Annotated in this window: 12 protein-coding genes; 9 read left to right on the top strand and 3 right to left on the bottom strand. The window is 69.5% G+C overall.

Annotation, left to right across the window (positions count from 1 at the left end):
* Positions 1 to 117 precede the first annotated feature (117 nt).
* From ACFZBB_RS18940 to tuf, 6 genes are all read left to right on the top strand, one after another.
* Positions 118 to 4,017 carry a DNA-directed RNA polymerase subunit beta' gene (locus ACFZBB_RS18940; protein ID WP_391123627.1) on the top strand — a complete coding sequence of 1,300 codons (3,900 nt, stop codon included), beginning with the start codon at positions 118 to 120 and terminating at the stop codon, positions 4,015 to 4,017.
* Between the two features lie 45 nt (positions 4,018 to 4,062).
* Positions 4,063 to 4,557 (top strand): DUF1707 domain-containing protein, encoded by a 495-nt coding sequence (locus ACFZBB_RS18935; protein ID WP_391123625.1) that lies wholly within the window; start codon positions 4,063 to 4,065, stop codon positions 4,555 to 4,557.
* 250 nt (positions 4,558 to 4,807) lie between these two features.
* Positions 4,808 to 5,179 carry a 30S ribosomal protein S12 gene (gene rpsL / locus ACFZBB_RS18930; RefSeq protein ID WP_014144289.1) on the top strand — a complete coding sequence of 124 codons (372 nt, stop codon included), beginning with the start codon at positions 4,808 to 4,810 and terminating at the stop codon, positions 5,177 to 5,179.
* 2 nt (positions 5,180 to 5,181) lie between these two features.
* Positions 5,182 to 5,652 (top strand): 30S ribosomal protein S7, encoded by a 471-nt coding sequence (rpsG, locus tag ACFZBB_RS18925; protein WP_093713199.1) that lies wholly within the window; start codon positions 5,182 to 5,184, stop codon positions 5,650 to 5,652.
* Positions 5,653 to 5,690: 38 nt separating this feature from the next.
* The gene (gene fusA, locus ACFZBB_RS18920; protein WP_355340239.1) at positions 5,691 to 7,820 is read left to right on the top strand and encodes an elongation factor G; all 2,130 of its coding nucleotides are present in this window, start codon (positions 5,691 to 5,693) and stop codon (positions 7,818 to 7,820) included.
* Positions 7,821 to 8,005: 185 nt separating this feature from the next.
* Complete coding sequence (gene tuf, locus ACFZBB_RS18915) at positions 8,006 to 9,199, top strand: elongation factor Tu (RefSeq protein WP_355340236.1); 1,194 nt, start codon at positions 8,006 to 8,008, stop codon at positions 9,197 to 9,199.
* A gap of 92 nt (positions 9,200 to 9,291) precedes the next feature.
* Here the strand turns inward: tuf and ACFZBB_RS18910 are convergent, their stop codons facing one another.
* From ACFZBB_RS18910 to ACFZBB_RS18900, 3 genes are all read right to left on the bottom strand, one after another.
* Positions 9,292 to 11,166, bottom strand: coding sequence for a PIG-L family deacetylase (locus ACFZBB_RS18910; RefSeq protein ID WP_391123623.1), 1,875 nt, complete (start codon positions 11,164 to 11,166; stop codon positions 9,292 to 9,294).
* A 409-nt stretch (positions 11,167 to 11,575) separates the two neighbouring features.
* Positions 11,576 to 13,354 carry a hypothetical protein gene (locus ACFZBB_RS18905; RefSeq protein WP_391123620.1) on the bottom strand — a complete coding sequence of 593 codons (1,779 nt, stop codon included), beginning with the start codon at positions 13,352 to 13,354 and terminating at the stop codon, positions 11,576 to 11,578.
* The gene (locus ACFZBB_RS18900) at positions 13,351 to 14,055 is read right to left on the bottom strand and encodes an ATP-binding cassette domain-containing protein (protein WP_391123618.1); all 705 of its coding nucleotides are present in this window, start codon (positions 14,053 to 14,055) and stop codon (positions 13,351 to 13,353) included. The genes ACFZBB_RS18905 and ACFZBB_RS18900 overlap by 4 nt, the downstream gene beginning before the upstream one ends.
* 203 nt (positions 14,056 to 14,258) lie before the next feature.
* Here ACFZBB_RS18900 and ACFZBB_RS18895 point away from each other — a divergent pair, with 203 nt between their 5' ends.
* The 3 genes from ACFZBB_RS18895 (at position 14,259) to rpsJ (ending at position 16,464) form a co-directional block, all read left to right on the top strand.
* Positions 14,259 to 14,477: a hypothetical protein gene (locus ACFZBB_RS18895; protein ID WP_391123616.1), complete on the top strand. Its 219-nt coding sequence runs from the start codon at positions 14,259 to 14,261 to the stop codon at positions 14,475 to 14,477.
* 146 nt (positions 14,478 to 14,623) lie between these two features.
* Positions 14,624 to 15,748: a hypothetical protein gene (locus tag ACFZBB_RS18890; protein WP_391123614.1), complete on the top strand. Its 1,125-nt coding sequence runs from the start codon at positions 14,624 to 14,626 to the stop codon at positions 15,746 to 15,748.
* A 407-nt stretch (positions 15,749 to 16,155) separates the two neighbouring features.
* On the top strand, positions 16,156 to 16,464 hold the full coding sequence (gene rpsJ, locus ACFZBB_RS18885; RefSeq protein WP_014144312.1) for a 30S ribosomal protein S10: 309 nt from the start codon (positions 16,156 to 16,158) through the stop codon (positions 16,462 to 16,464).
* The last annotated feature ends 12 nt before the right edge of the window (positions 16,465 to 16,476 follow it).

Raw genomic sequence — 16,476 nt, 5'->3', positions numbered from 1 at the left:
TCGCCCGGTCCCTCCAGGACCGGGCGGCCTCTCCCAGGACCGTTCAGACCATGTTTGACAATCGACCCCGACCGCGTTTTTTGGTCGGGTGGAACCCGAAGGCGGGATTGACGACAAGTGCTCGACGTCAACTTCTTCGACGAGCTGCGGATCGGCCTTGCCACCGCGGACGACATTCGTACCTGGTCGCACGGCGAAGTGAAGAAGCCGGAGACCATCAACTACCGCACGCTCAAGCCGGAAAAGGACGGGCTCTTCTGCGAGAAGATCTTCGGCCCGACCCGGGACTGGGAGTGCTACTGCGGGAAGTACAAGCGGGTCCGCTTCAAGGGCATCATCTGTGAGCGCTGCGGCGTCGAGGTCACTCGCGCCAAGGTGCGTCGTGAGCGGATGGGCCACATCGAGCTGGCCGCGCCCGTCACGCACATCTGGTACTTCAAGGGCGTTCCGTCGCGCCTCGGCTACCTGCTCGACCTCGCCCCGAAGGACCTGGAGAAGGTCATCTACTTCGCGGCGTACATGATCACGTGGGTGGACGACGAGCGCCGCACGCGCGACCTGCCGTCGCTGGAGGCCCAGGTCTCCGTCGAGCGCCAGCAGGTCGAGCAGCGCCGTGACTCCGACGTCGAGGGCCGGCAGAAGAAGCTGGAAGCCGACCTGGCCGAGCTGGAGAACGAAGGCGCCAAGGCCGACGTCCGCCGCAAGGTCCGCGAAGGCGCCGAGCGCGAGATGAAGCAGCTCCGCGACCGTGCGCAGCGCGAGATCGACCGGCTCGACGAGGTGTGGGCCCGCTTCAAGAACCTCAAGGTCCAGGACCTGGAGGGCGACGAGCTGCTCTACCGCGAGCTGCGCGACCGCTTCGGTACGTACTTCCAGGGTTCGATGGGTGCCGCGGCGCTGCAAAAGCGCCTGGAGTCCTTCGACCTGGAGGAGGAGGCCGAGCGCCTCCGCGAGATCATCCGGACCGGCAAGGGCCAGAAGAAGACCCGGGCGCTCAAGCGCCTCAAGGTCGTCTCCGCCTTCCTCCAGACCACCAACAAGCCCAACGGCATGGTGCTGGACTGCGTCCCGGTGATCCCGCCGGACCTGCGTCCGATGGTGCAGCTCGACGGTGGCCGCTTCGCGACCTCCGACCTCAACGACCTGTACCGCCGCGTCATCAACCGCAACAACCGCCTGAAGCGGCTTCTCGACCTCGGCGCCCCCGAGATCATCGTGAACAACGAGAAGCGCATGCTCCAGGAGGCCGTCGACGCGCTCTTCGACAACGGCCGTCGCGGCCGCCCGGTCACGGGCCCCGGCAACCGTCCGCTGAAGTCGCTGTCCGACATGCTCAAGGGCAAGCAGGGCCGCTTCCGGCAGAACCTGCTCGGCAAGCGCGTCGACTACTCCGCCCGTTCGGTGATCGTCGTCGGCCCGCAGCTCAAGCTGCACCAGTGCGGCCTGCCCAAGGCCATGGCGCTGGAGCTCTTCAAGCCGTTCGTGATGAAGCGCCTGGTGGACCTGAACCACGCGCAGAACATCAAGTCGGCCAAGCGCATGGTCGAGCGCGGCCGTACGGTCGTGTACGACGTGCTCGAAGAGGTCATCGCCGAGCACCCGGTGCTGCTCAACCGCGCACCGACCCTGCACCGCCTGGGCATCCAGGCCTTCGAGCCGCAGCTCGTCGAGGGCAAGGCCATCCAGATCCACCCGCTGGTCTGCACCGCGTTCAACGCGGACTTCGACGGCGACCAGATGGCCGTGCACCTCCCGTTGTCCGCGGAGGCGCAGGCCGAGGCCCGCATCCTGATGCTGTCCTCGAACAACATCCTCAAGCCGGCCGACGGCCGTCCGGTCACCATGCCGACCCAGGACATGGTGCTCGGTCTGTTCTTCCTGACCACGGACTCCGAGGAGCGCGAGGTCATCGGGGAGAACCGGGCGTTCGGTTCGACCGCCGAGGCGATCATGGCGTTCGACGGCCGTGCGCTGTCGATGCAGGCGCCGGTCGACATCCGCTTCCCGGTGGGCACCGTCCCGCCGCGTGGCTGGGTGCCGCCGGAGCCCACCGAGGGCGAGGAGCCGTACCAGCTCGGCGACACGTTCCGGCTGCGGACGACCCTGGGCCGCGCGCTCTTCAACGAGCTGCTGCCCGAGGACTACCCGTTCGTGGACTACGCGGTCGGCAAGAAGCAGCTCTCCGAGATCGTCAACGACCTCGCCGAGCGCTACCCGAAGGTCATCGTGGCGGCGACGCTCGACAACCTGAAGGCGGCGGGCTTCCACTGGGCGACCCGTTCCGGTGTCACCGTGTCCGTCACGGACATCGTGGTGCCCGAGGCCAAGAAGGCGATCATCGCCTCCTACGAGGCCCAGGACGAGAAGGTCCAGAAGCAGTACGAGCGCGGTCTGATCACCAAGGACGAGCGCACCCAGGAGCTCATCGCGATCTGGACCAAGGCGACCAACGAGGTTGCCGTGGCGATGAACGCGAACTTCCCGAAGACCAACCCCATCTTCATGATGGTGGACTCCGGGGCCCGCGGAAACATGATGCAGATGCGTCAGATCGCGGGTATGCGTGGCCTGGTGTCGAACGCCAAGAACGAGACGATCGCCCGTCCGATCAAGGCGTCCTTCCGTGAGGGCCTGTCCGTGCTGGAGTACTTCATCTCCACCCACGGTGCCCGTAAGGGTCTGGCCGACACCGCGCTGCGTACCGCCGACTCGGGTTACCTGACCCGCCGTCTGGTGGACGTCTCGCAGGACGTGATCATCCGCGAGGAGGACTGCGGCACCGAGCGCGGTCTGAAGCTGCGGATCGCCGAGCGCGGCGCGGACGGTTCGCTGCGCAAGACGGACGACGTCGAGACCAGCGTGTACGCCCGCATGCTCGCCGAGGACGTCGTGGTGGACGGCAAGGTCATCGCGCCCGCCAACGTCGACCTCGGGGACGTGCTGATCGACCAGCTCGTGCGGCACGGTGTCGAGGAGGTCAAGACCCGCTCGATCCTCACCTGCGAGTCGACCGTCGGCACCTGCGCCTACTGCTACGGCCGTTCGCTGGCCACCGGCAAGCTCGTCGACATCGGCGAGGCCGTCGGTATCATCGCGGCCCAGTCGATCGGTGAGCCCGGCACCCAGCTCACGATGCGTACCTTCCACACCGGTGGTGTGGCCGGTGACGACATCACGCAGGGTCTGCCGCGTGTCGTCGAGCTGTTCGAGGCCCGTGTCCCGAAGGGTGTCGCCCCGATCTCCGAGGCGTCCGGCCGGGTGCGGATCGAGGAGACCGAGAAGACGAAGAAGCTCGTCGTCACCCCGGACGACGGTGCCGAGGAGATCGCCTACCCGATCTCCAAGCGCGCCAAGCTCCTGGTGGGCGAGGGCGACCACGTCGAGGTCGGCCAGAAGCTGACCTTCGGTGCCACCAACCCGCACGACGTGCTGCGCATTCTGGGCCAGCGCCAGGTGCAGATCCACCTGGTGCAGGAAGTCCAGAAGGTCTACAACTCGCAGGGCGTGTCGATCCACGACAAGCACATCGAGATCATCATCCGGCAGATGCTGCGCCGGGTGACGATCATCGAGTCCGGCGACGCGGAGCTGCTGCCCGGCGAGCTGGTCGAGCGCGGCCGGTTCGAGACCGAGAACCGGCGTGTGGTCTCCGAGGGCGGTCACCCGGCCTCGGGTCGTCCGCAGCTCATGGGTATCACCAAGGCCTCGCTGGCCACGGAGTCCTGGCTGTCGGCCGCCTCCTTCCAGGAGACGACCCGGGTGCTGACCGACGCGGCGATCCACGCCAAGTCGGACTCGCTGCTGGGCCTGAAGGAGAACGTCATCATCGGCAAGCTGATCCCGGCCGGTACGGGCCTCGCCCGCTACCGCAACATCCGGGTGGAGCCGACCGAGGAGGCCAAGGCCGCGATGTACTCGGCCGTCGGCTACGACGACATCGACTACAGCCCGTTCGGCACCGGCTCCGGCCAGGCCGTTCCGCTGGAGGACTACGACTACGGCCCGTACAACGGCTGAGTTTCGTCCCGTTGCTGTCACACAGGGCGGCCATCCCTCTCGGGGATGGCCGCTCTGCGGCATTATGGATACATGCTTGCCGGGGATGCGGACAGAGAGCGCGCGGTGAACGTGCTGAACGAGGCGTTCACCGAGGGGCGGTTGAAGCAGGAAGAGTACGAGGACCGGTTGGGGCGTGCCTACGCGGCGCGTACGTACGGGGACTTGGACCGGCTGACAGCGGACATTCCGCGGCCGTCCTCGCCGTATCCGGTGCCTCCGACGTTCGCGGGGCCGCAGCCGTTCCGGTACGCGCCGCCGGTCTTGGCGCCCGTGCCGAAGACGAACGGGGCGGCGATCGGGGCACTGGTGTGCTCATTGGTCGGTTCGCCGATCTTCGGGATGGCGTCGATCGGCGCGGTCGTGCTCGGGCACACCGCGAAGCGGCAGATCCGCGAGCGCGGTGAGCAGGGTGACGGGATGGCGACGGCCGGGTTGGTGATCGGTTATCTTGGGCTGGCTTTCTGGGCGCTGATCTGGGTGGTGGCAATCTTCGAGTAGTCACCGGCCTGCGCGTTTGCATTTGTTTTGACCGCAGCCGATGCGGTAGGTACGCTCTGACCTTGTGCCTGGGGTGTGCCCGGGTCCTCGCGCGTGCCATGCGACCGCGAGAGGGCACCGAGGCCGCGTCACCCGACATACGCACTTCTCCGTTGGTTCGGATTCGTGTGGGGTCCGCGACACACCCGACCGCGTGGGTCGGTCCCCAGGTTAGATTTATCGAGATCGGCACACAGAAACCGGAGAAACGGTGCCTACGATCCAGCAGTTGGTCCGAAAGGGCCGGCAGGACAAGGTCGAGAAGAACAAGACGCCCGCGCTGAAGGGTTCCCCGCAGCGCCGTGGCGTTTGCACGCGTGTGTACACGACCACCCCGAAGAAGCCGAACTCGGCGCTGCGCAAGGTCGCGCGCGTGCGGCTGACCAGCGGCATCGAGGTCACGGCTTACATCCCGGGTGAGGGCCACAACCTCCAGGAGCACTCGATCGTGCTCGTGCGTGGCGGTCGTGTGAAGGACCTTCCGGGTGTTCGTTACAAGATCATCCGCGGTTCCCTCGACACGCAGGGCGTCAAGAACCGTAAGCAGGCTCGTAGCCGCTACGGCGCCAAGAAGGAGAAGTAAGCATGCCTCGTAAGGGCCCCGCCCCGAAGCGCCCGGTCATCATCGACCCGGTTTACGGCTCCCCGCTGGTGACGTCGCTCGTCAACAAGATCCTCCTGCACGGCAAGCGCTCCACCGCTGAGCGCATCGTGTACGGCGCCCTTGAGGGCCTTCGTGAGAAGTCGGGCAACGACCCGGTCATCACGCTGAAGCGCGCGCTGGAGAACATCAAGCCGACCCTTGAGGTCAAGTCCCGCCGCGTCGGCGGTGCGACCTACCAGGTGCCGGTCGAGGTCCGTCCGGGCCGTCAGAACACGCTGGCGCTCCGCTGGCTCGTCGGTTACTCCCGCGCCCGTCGCGAGAAGACGATGACCGAGCGTCTGATGAACGAGATCCTCGACGCCAGCAATGGCCTGGGTGCTTCCGTGAAGCGCCGTGAGGACACGCACAAGATGGCCGAGTCGAACAAGGCCTTCGCGCACTACCGCTGGTAGTCACCACCCACATCGAAACCGAGAGAAGACTGAGCCACATGGCCACCACTTCGCTTGACCTGGCCAGGGTCCGCAACATCGGGATCATGGCCCACATCGACGCGGGCAAGACGACGACCACCGAGCGGATCCTGTTCTACACCGGTGTTTCCTACAAGATCGGTGAAGTCCACGACGGCGCAGCCACCATGGACTGGATGGAGCAGGAGCAGGAGCGCGGCATCACGATCACGTCGGCCGCGACGACCTGTCACTGGCCGCTCGATGATGTCGACCACACCATCAACATCATCGACACCCCCGGTCACGTCGACTTCACCGTCGAGGTGGAGCGTTCGCTCCGCGTCCTCGACGGCGCCGTCACGGTGTTCGACGGTGTCGCCGGTGTGGAGCCGCAGTCCGAGACGGTGTGGCGTCAGGCCGACCGTTACGGCGTGCCCCGCATCTGCTTCGTCAACAAGCTCGACCGCACCGGCGCGGAGTTCCACCGCTGCGTCGACATGATCGTGGACCGCCTCGGTGCGGTGCCGCTGGTCATGCAGCTCCCGATCGGCGCGGAAGCCGACTTCAAGGGCGTGGTCGACCTCGTCCAGATGAAGGCGCTGGTCTGGTCCGCGGAAGCGACCAAGGGCGAGATGTACGACACCGTCGACATCCCGGACACCCACGTCGAAGCGGCCGACGAGTGGCGCGGCAAGTTGCTCGAGGCCGTCGCCGAGCACGACGACGCCATGATGGAGCTGTACCTGGAGGGCCAGGAGCCCGACCAGGACCAGTTGATCGCGGCCATCCGCCGGATCACCCTGGCCTCCAAGGGGACCAAGGACTCCGTCACCGTCACCCCCGTGTTCTGCGGCACCGCGTTCAAGAACAAGGGCGTCCAGCCCCTGCTCGACGCGGTCGTGCGCTACCTCCCGTCGCCGCTGGACGTCGAGGCCATCGAGGGCCACGCCGTCGGCAACGCCGACGAGATCATCAAGCGCAGGCCGTCGGACGAGGAGCCGTTCTCCGGCCTCGCGTTCAAGATCATGAGCGACCCGCACCTGGGCAAGCTCACCTTCGTCCGGGTCTACTCGGGCCGCCTGAACGCGGGTTCGGCTGTGCTGAACTCCGTCAAGGGCAAGAAGGAGCGCATCGGCAAGATCTACCGCATGCACGCGAACAAGCGTGAGGAGATCGAGTCGGTGGGCGCGGGCGACATCATCGCCGTCATGGGCCTGAAGCAGACCACCACCGGTGAGACGCTGTGCGACGACAAGAGCCCGGTGATCCTGGAGTCCATGGACTTCCCGGCGCCGGTGATCCAGGTCGCGATCGAGCCCAAGTCCAAGGGTGACCAGGAGAAGCTGGGTGTCGCCATCCAGCGGCTCTCGGAGGAGGACCCCTCCTTCCAGGTCCACTCGGACGAGGAGACCGGCCAGACCATCATCGGCGGTATGGGCGAACTGCACCTCGAGGTGCTGGTCGACCGTATGCGGCGCGAGTTCAAGGTCGAGGCCAACGTCGGCAAGCCGCAGGTCGCGTACCGCGAGACCATCCGCAAGACGGTCGAGCGCATTGACTACACCCACAAGAAGCAGACCGGTGGTACCGGTCAGTTCGCGAAGGTGCAGATCATGCTGGAGCCGCTGGAAGGCGGCGACGCGACCTACGAGTTCGTCAACAAGGTCACCGGTGGCCGCATCCCCCGCGAGTACATCCCGTCGGTGGACGCCGGTGCGCAGGAGGCCATGAAGTTCGGCATCCTCGCCGGCTACGAGATGGTGGGCGTCCGCGTCACCCTGATCGACGGTGGCTACCACGAGGTCGACTCCTCCGAACTGGCATTCAAGATCGCCGGTTCGCAGGCGTTCAAGGAGGGTGCCCGCAAGGCGAGCCCCGTGCTCCTCGAACCGATGATGGCCGTCGAGGTCACCACGCCCGAGGACTACATGGGCGATGTCATCGGCGACCTCAACTCCCGCCGTGGCCAGATCCAGGCCATGGAGGAGCGCAGCGGTGCCCGGGTCGTCAAGGGCCTGGTTCCGCTGTCGGAGATGTTCGGCTACGTCGGTGACCTGCGGTCCAAGACCTCGGGCCGGGCCAGCTACTCCATGCAGTTCGACTCCTACGCCGAGGTTCCGCGGAACGTCGCCGAGGAGATCATCGCGAAGGCCAAGGGCGAGTAACGCCTGAAATCCTCAGCGCGTTTCACCCTTTAGGCTTGACAGCAGGCTTCGGGGGCAATCCGCCGCAAACCGGAAGGTGTGTACCGGACGGTGCGCGGCGGGTGCCCCGGCAGTCCGCATTCCAGCAAAGATCACCTGGCGCCGATGAAGCAAGGCGTACAGATCCACTCCCCAGGAGGACCCCAGTGGCGAAGGCGAAGTTCGAGCGGACTAAGCCGCACGTCAACATCGGCACCATCGGTCACATCGACCACGGTAAGACGACCCTTACCGCGGCGATCACCAAGGTGCTGCACGACGCGTACCCGAACCTGAACGAGGCCTCGGCCTTCGACCAGATCGACAAGGCTCCTGAGGAGCGCCAGCGCGGTATCACCATCTCGATCGCGCACGTCGAGTACCAGACCGAGTCGCGTCACTACGCGCACGTCGACTGCCCCGGTCACGCGGACTACATCAAGAACATGATCACCGGTGCGGCGCAGATGGACGGCGCCATCCTGGTGGTCGCCGCGACCGACGGCCCGATGCCGCAGACCAAGGAGCACGTGCTCCTGGCCCGCCAGGTCGGCGTGCCGTACATCGTCGTCGCCCTGAACAAGGCCGACATGGTGGACGACGAGGAGATCCTGGAGCTCGTCGAGCTCGAGGTCCGTGAGCTGCTCTCCGAGTACGAGTTCCCGGGCGACGACCTGCCGGTCGTGCGCGTCTCCGCGCTCAAGGCGCTTGAGGGCGACAAGGAGTGGGGCGAGAAGCTCCTCGGCCTCATGGAGGCCGTGGACACCGCGATCCCGACCCCCGAGCGTGACGTCGACAAGCCGTTCCTGATGCCGATCGAGGACGTCTTCACGATCACCGGTCGTGGCACCGTCGTCACCGGCCGCATCGAGCGTGGTGTGCTGAAGGTCAACGAGACCGTTGACATCATCGGCATCAAGCAGGACAAGACCACCACCACGGTCACCGGCATCGAGATGTTCCGCAAGCTGCTCGACGAGGGCCAGGCCGGTGAGAACGTCGGTCTGCTCCTCCGTGGCATCAAGCGCGAGGATGTCGAGCGCGGCCAGGTCATCATCAAGCCCGGTTCGGTCACCCCGCACACCGAGTTCGAGGCCCAGGCCTACATCCTGTCGAAGGACGAGGGTGGCCGTCACACCCCCTTCTTCAACAACTACCGTCCGCAGTTCTACTTCCGCACCACGGACGTGACCGGCGTCGTGACCCTCCCCGAGGGCACCGAGATGGTCATGCCGGGCGACAACACGGCCATGAGCGTCCAGCTCATCCAGCCGATCGCCATGGAAGAGGGCCTGAAGTTCGCCATCCGTGAGGGTGGGCGCACGGTGGGTGCCGGTCAGGTCACGAAGATCAACAAGTAGTGGCCTGCGGCTCGCTCTGAGCCAACGAAGGTGCCCCGAATCGCTTCCCGCGATCCGGGGCACCTTTGCGTTGCGCCCCGTCAGGCGCGGGGCTAGAGGGCGAGGGATTGGTGGAAGACGCGGGGGGTGGCGGGGAGGGTGTAGTGGAGTGACAGGGGGCCGGAGGGAGTGAGGGTGGCGGAGGGGAGGCCGCCGGGGGCGGGGAGGGCCGGGAGGGGGGCGTAGGCGACGGCGCCGCCCGGCTTGGGCTGGGCCCAGTGGTGGACGGTGGTGTGGCCGGAGGCGAAGACGTGGATACGGCCACGGCGGTCGGTGACGACGGCCAGCCCGTCCTGGACCTCGGCGCCGCCGAGATCGCGCCAGGGGCTCCAGACGCCGGCGGTCAGCACCCGGGTGCTGACCCCCTTGGCCGCGTTGCGCGCGAAGAGGTGCACGCTGCCGTCAGGGGCCGCCACGGCGGCCGGCGCACCGGTCCTGCGCGTACGGTCCGGGTGCGTCTCGGGACTGCCGAGCGAGGACCAGCCCCCGTCGCGCCACATCACGATGTCGCGGGTGTTCGGCCCGCCGTGCCCCTCCAGGACGGCGAAGCGCAGCGCGAACAGGAGGGTGCCGCCGTCGCGGGTCCGTACGCAGGACAGCGCCGGCGCCAGCGTCCCGCCGCCGAGATCCTGGGGCGGCCCCCAGACCCCGCTGCCCGGCCGGGTCTCCTCGCGCCGCACCGCCCGCGTACCGAGCACTTCGTACGCGGCCCCGCCGACCACGATCCGGTGCGCCCCCGGATAGCGGCGGTGCGTCGAGCGGATCCAGCCCTTGGGGTTGGCCAGCGGCTCGTTCTCGCCCTGGCCGTAGTCACCGCAGCCGGCCGGATTCCCGCAGCGCCACGCCTGGTTGCCGCCGTACTGGAAGAGGAAGCGCGCCTTGAGCGCCACGGTCGCGGGCGCCAGGTTGTACGGCCAGTGGTGGTTGTAGTAGCCGCGGTACGCGGTGGTGCTGAAGGCGGGCACCGACCGGCCGGGGCCGTTCGCCGACTCCGACACCCACTGGGCCATCGCCTTCCAGGTGAACAGCGCCGTCGCGGTGTGGTCCCGGTGGTCGGAGAAGCCGGGCTGCTCACTGGCCGCCGGATGCCGCTTGTCGTGCACCTGGATGTCGGGGTCCGGGTCGAGCGTCCTGATCTCCGTCGGGCGGAAACGTTCCATCAGCCCGGCCAGGACGTCCACCAGCTTCTGGTGGGTGTACGTGCCGCGGCCGTCGGCCGGCGCGGGCGCGTTCTGGGCCACCACGTACGGCAGTACGGTGCCCGGCACCTCCCACATCATCGGCAGGCTCGCGCTGGAACTCAGCTCGTGCATCGACACCTGGAGGAACACCAGGCGCGCGTGCATCGCGCCGTGCCGCAGCTCGTCCACCTCCGCGTGCAGACCGCCGCCGACGTCGATCACGTCGGTGGTCCACGGGGTGAAGTGCGGCAGCCCCAGCATCGTCGCGTACGCCTGCCGCAGGCCCTGGTGGCGGGAGGAGGAGTACGCGGCCTGGTCCCTGCGGTGGCGCTTGCGCGGGCCGAACGGTTCGTGGTTGACGCCTGTCGACTCGCCCGCCGTCACGTACACCGACACCACGGGCGTGCCCGCCTGGAGCGAGTGCAGCGTGTCGGGGTTCATGAAGAACAGGTCGTCGTCCGGGTGTGCCATCACCTGGAGCACCAGCGGGTCGCCCTGCGGGCGGTACGGCTGCGTCGCCAGCGGGTCCGCCGGGGCCGGGAGTCGGCGCGGGGCGGTGTCCTGGGCCTGGGACGTGCAGCCGCTCAGGGCCGCTGCCGCGGCCGTCGCTCCCGCCGTTGCCACCGCTGCCGTCAGCAGGGAGCGGCGGGAGGGGTGGTCTGGGCTGTCGTGGTCCTTCACGCCCGCTAAGAGCCGCTTCGCGGCGATCAGGTTGCCTCGTCCGCCGCCGCCGACACCTTGGCGCACGACGCTGCCCCGTCAGGGGCGCGGGGGCACCTCCCGGCCGAAGGCTGGGGGAGGACCTGCGCGGCCCGGCCCCACCGGGCCGGTGGTCCGGGGACAACCGGAATGCCCCGCTGGGGCGGGTGGTGACGTGCGGGGGCGTCGTGGCTGAGCGCGCAGTTCCCCGCGCCCCTTAAATGATCGGCTTGCTGTCCGGACGAAAGACGGTGCGCCCCGTCAGGGGCGCGGGGGGCACCTCCCGGCCGAAGGCTGGGGGAGGACCTGCGCGGCCCGGCCCCACCGGGGCGGTGGTCCGGGGACAGCCGATCTGCCCCGCCCGGGCGGGTGGTGACGTGCGGGTGCGTCGTGGCTGGTGGCGCAGTTCCCCGCGCCCCTTTGGGGCGAACCCGCCTTCGCATAGGCGCCGTAAGGGTCAGTGGCGGATCAGGCGGTCGGCGGCGCGGGTGGTGAGGAGGAGAAGGAGGGCGGTGAGGAGGGCGGTGGGGAGGAGGAGCTGAGCGGCGGCGCCCCCGTGGAGGCCGTGGACGAGGGGCGGGTCGAGGAGGAGGGAGAGGGCGGTGACGGAGACGAGGGGCCCGGCGGCGTACCAGGCGAGGAAGATCAGCGGGCCGGGGCCGCCGACGGGGGAGCCGCCGCCGAGGAAGAGGAGCTGGGTGCGGGCGGGGCCGCGGCAGGCGGAGAAGAGGGCGGCGGCGGTGAAGGGCGGGGCACACAGGGGCATGAGCAGCAGCGCCGAGGGGGTGCCGGTCACGGCGAAGGGGACCGCGGCGAGCAGGCCGAGGAGCGCGCCGAGGACGGCGGGCACGACGGCGTGGTGCAGCATCAGCGTGCGGAAGCGGAACGGCGCCCAGGCGGCCCGCCGTACGTCGTCGGTCTCCAGCCGCGCGGCCTCGGCGAGCGCGCCGACCGCCATGTAGCCGAAGAGCAGGCCGAGGACGAGGCCGACGACCCGCCGCTCCCCGCCGAGGTCCACGCCGAGCCCCGCGGTGGCGGCGCCGCACGCGGTCCAGACGGCGGCCTTGCCGAGCCGCCCGGGGGCCCGCAGCAGCGCCAGCAGGTCGCGCCACTCGACGACGAAGTGCCGGCCGAGCCGCCCGCGCGGCGGACGCAGCCGCAGCCCGCGGGCGGTGGACGCGCCGCCCGCCTCCATGATCGCCAGCTTGGCGGCGCGCAGCTCCATCGACCACATCACGGAGGACACGGTGGTGGCCGTCGCCGCCCGCTCCCTGAGCTGCGTGGTCGGCACGCGGGCCGCGTCCCCGTGCGCGCGGACGGTGGCGACGGAGGTGAGCGCCACCAGCAGGACGACCGCGGCGGGCCAGCCGGGCACGGAGCCGCCGGTGGCCCGTACGACCGGCTGCGCGGCCCAGCCCCACGGCCCCGACCACAGCTCGATCCACTCCAGGACCGACGAGCGGTGGCCGGTGGCGGCCAGGACGGTCTGGGCGGTCAGCGCGCCCAGCAGCAGGACGGCGGGCGCGGTCCACCGCTGGACGGCCCGGATCAGCCGGGGCCGCCGCTCGACGGCCATGCCGAGCGCGACCGCGAGCAGCGGCAGGCACAGCGCGGCCGGGAGCACGCCGAGCAGGGCGGGTCCGATCGCCGCGCGCCCGGTGACGCGCAGCACGACGCCGCCCGCGACCCCCACCAGCAGGCCGGGGATCAGCGCGATCCCGGCGGAGAGCCGGAACCACGGGCGCAGCACCGCCGCCCGCCGTACCGGCTGGGCCAGCAGCCAGCCCACGGTCGGGCCCGGCACGACGACCGGGCCGCGCCACAGCGCGTCGCGCGCCGCGAAGAGCGCGAGGGCGACGGTCAGGGTCGTGAACAGCGCGGGCAGCCCGCGCTGGAGGTCCCGGCCGACCCCGCTGTAGTCCGCGCCGTTCTCCAGCTCCCGCAGGAAGTGCACGGCCACCCCGCTGCCGTACCCGATGCCGCCGAGCAGCACGGAGTACAGCAGGACGGCCAGGTCCCGGCCCTGTTCCCTGCGGTGTGCCCGGCGCTTGCGCTTCAGCCAGGCCAGCGTCTCGGCCGTCCGGTCATCGTCCTCCTCGCTCCAGACCTCGTCGGCGTCCGGGTCCCCGACGTCGGATGCGACGTCGGATGCGACGGCGGTCGCGAAACCGGAGTCCTCGCCGTCGTCCGCCGGGTCCCGGCCGTCCGCCTGCGGCGGGATCGACGCGGCCGTCACGGGCGCAGCCCCAGCTCGCGCAGGACCGTGGCGGGCGCGCCGGAGGCGATCACGCGGCCGTCCTCCAGGGCGATCATGCGGTCGGCGACGGCCTCGGCGAGGTCGGGCTGGTGGGTGGCGAGCAGTACGGCGACGCCGTCGGCCTTCTCCGCGACGAGGAGTTCGGCCAGGCGGCGCCGGGCGTCGGGGTCGAGGCGCTGCTCGGGCTCGTCGAGGACGAGCAGGTCGCGGGGGCGGACGAGGGCGGCGGCCAAGAGCAGGGACTGCATCTGGCCGGAGGAGAGCGAGCCCGGCAGGGCGTTGGCGTGGTCGGACAGCCGCCGGTCGGCCAGCACCTGGTCGATCCAGGCGGCGGCGTCGTCCACGGCGTGCGCGACGGTGACCAGCTCCAGGTGCTCGCGGACGGTCAGGTCCGGGTAGCAGGCGACGGTGTCGCCGACGACCGCGACCCTGGCGCGTACCTCGGGGTCGTCCTCGCTCATGGCGCGGCCCGCGAACAGCGCCTCTCCCGAGGTGGGCGCGTCCCGGCCGCTGGCGATCCGCAGCAGGGTGGACTTGCCGGAGCCGTTGTGGCCGAACAGGGCCGTGCAGCGGCCGGGCGCCAGGCTCAGGTCGAGCGGCAGCAGCGCCTTGCGTTCCCCGTAGGTCCTGCTCACCTTCCGCAGTCGCAGGAGCGCGCCCGCACCCTTGGTCGCCTTCATGCGGGGCCTCCGTGCCGAGGTGGGTGGATACGTCGTGACCTTAGTACGACGGGTACGGCGGCCCGGCCGCCGGTCGGCACAGCGCCGCCGCATTGGTATAGACCTATAGCGGGTCGTCCGGATAGCATGCGAGCGCAATCGCACCACCTCCGCACGGTCCCTGACTGTCTGTCAGGGAATCACCCTGTTCAAGGAGTTGGAACGTGAGACAACGCATCGGACTGCTCGCCGCCGCCGCGGTGGCGATCCTGGCCCCGCTCGGCGCCGCCACGTCCGCCAGTGCCGCGGGCGAATTCCACGTCTCGGGCGTCTACTACACGCAGGAACAGTGCCAGGCGGCGGGCGCCGCGGGCGTCGCGCTCTGGGGTCCCAACTACTTCTGCTCCCCGGCCAACGGCTTCGTGTACCTCTACACGCACTGACCCCGTGACCCCGCGGACCCGCTGATCCCACCGGGATCACCGGCGGCACGGGACCGGGGGCGCGGCGCGGGCCCGCCCCCGGTCGTCACCGTGACGACACCCGAACGTCTTCCTGTGGTGGTTCGTTCAGGACAGAATCACCCCTCGTGACGATGACGGATGCCACGGAGACCGCCCACCGCAGCGGGAACGGCCCTCTGGCGCTGCTGCGCGGGCTGCTGGTCGGCGGGGCGTTCGGCGCCGGGGTGGCGGCGATCGTGGTCGGCGGCACCATCGGGAAGGTCGCGGTGTGGGGCGGCGGCATCGGCGCCCTGGCGCTGCTGTTCCTGACCACGGCCGCGTTCAGCGCGCGGCGCCGGCTGCGGCGGCCGGTCGTGGAGCGGGTCAAGGCCGTCGCCATGATCGAGAGCAGGCGCGCCACCAGCGGGGAGTACGCGGACGTGCTGGTGGCCTTCGACCTGACCGTGGCGCCGGACGACCGGCCCGCGTTCCGGGCCAACGTCTACCGGTCGGTGAATCTGGTCGACCTCCCCGACTTCCCGGTGCGCGGCATCGTGGTGGTCGAGTACCGGCCCGACGAGCCGTGGGACGTCAAGATCGTCAGCGAGCCGGACGCGGAGTGGGCGAGCCGGGCGGCGCGGGCGTCGCTGGACTCGGCGCCCGAGTCCACGCGGGTCCGCAATCCGGAGAAGGCCGGCCCCTGGTGCGCGATCGCCGTCCTCGGCATGCTGGCCGGCGCCGCGGTCGTCGTCCTGGTCTTCCGCGGCGACCTCTTCACGGACGACCCGGCGAAGCCCTCCTCGTCCGCGACGGGCCCCGGTGCCTCCGGCGGTTCCGGCGGTTCCAACGCCACGAGCACGACCGTCTCGCAGAGCGTGACCACGGCCGACGTCAGCACCTCGATCCTCATCGGAGGGCAGTTGCGCGCCACGTCCGACGCGCTGCTCAAGGCCGGTGTGTCCACCGCCGTCAGCGTCAGCGTCACCGACCGCCGTATGACGGCCCGCGGTACGAAGCCGGACGAGTGGGCCCCGGGTCAACTGCCCGTGGTGCTGACCGACCTGCCGTACGAGCGGATGCCGGAGCTCGTCAGGGAGGCCAGGACCAACCTCGGGGTCACGGGCGCGGGCGCCGGCTCCTGGCGGATCGACATCGCCCGCGACGCGAAGACCAGGGCCGTGGTGATCCGGGTGACCGTCACCGGTGGCAACGGCAAGGCCGACTTGCAAGCGGACGGAACGGGACGTATCACCGCGACCCACCCGCGCTGAGGGCCGCCGCCGCACGCCTCAACGAGCCCAGGTTTGGCGGCCGAACGCGGAGGGGTAAGCTTTCCGGCCCGATTGGCCACGGCCATGCCCCATATGGCACACTGTCCAAGTTGCTCGGTCGAGCGCCGATGCTGCGCGCCTCCCGTCGGGAGGACCGGAAGCGAGTCCCACAGTACTCGTCGCCTTAACTGCCCCTCGGGGCAGCGCTGGGGCGGACGTACGGGAATCTTCCGGGAAGTGTGAGCGCGGTTCCGACCAGGCATCCGGTGGGTGTTATCTCCCACGCAACCCCCTGAAGAGGGATTTCCGCATGCGGAAATTCGCGGAAGGGGCGCGACACGCCCGACCGCGTGGGTCGGCGAAGCGGATGTCAGAGCGTAAACAGAGACAAGGACTACGGAGTAGCCATGGCGGGACAGAAGATCCGCATCCGGCTCAAGGCCTACGACCACGAGGTCATCGACTCCTCGGCGAAGAAGATCGTCGAGACGGTGACGCGTACTGGTGCGCAGGTCGCGGGCCCGGTGCCGCTGCCCACTGAGAAGAACGTGTACTGCGTCATCAAGTCGCCGCACAAGTACAAGGACTCGCGCGAGCACTTCGAGATGCGCACGCACAAGCGCCTGATCGACATCCTCGACCCGACGCCCAAGACCGTTGACTCGTTGATGCGCCTGGACCTTCCGGCCGGCGTCGACATCGAGATCAAGCTCTGAGAGGCGCGGAGA

Source organism: Streptomyces sp. NPDC008139, assembly GCF_042957025.1.
Lineage (GTDB): Bacteria > Actinomycetota > Actinomycetes > Streptomycetales > Streptomycetaceae > Actinacidiphila.
Note: the sequence above shows the minus strand (reverse complement) of the source record. Positions and strands in the feature narration are given on the sequence as shown.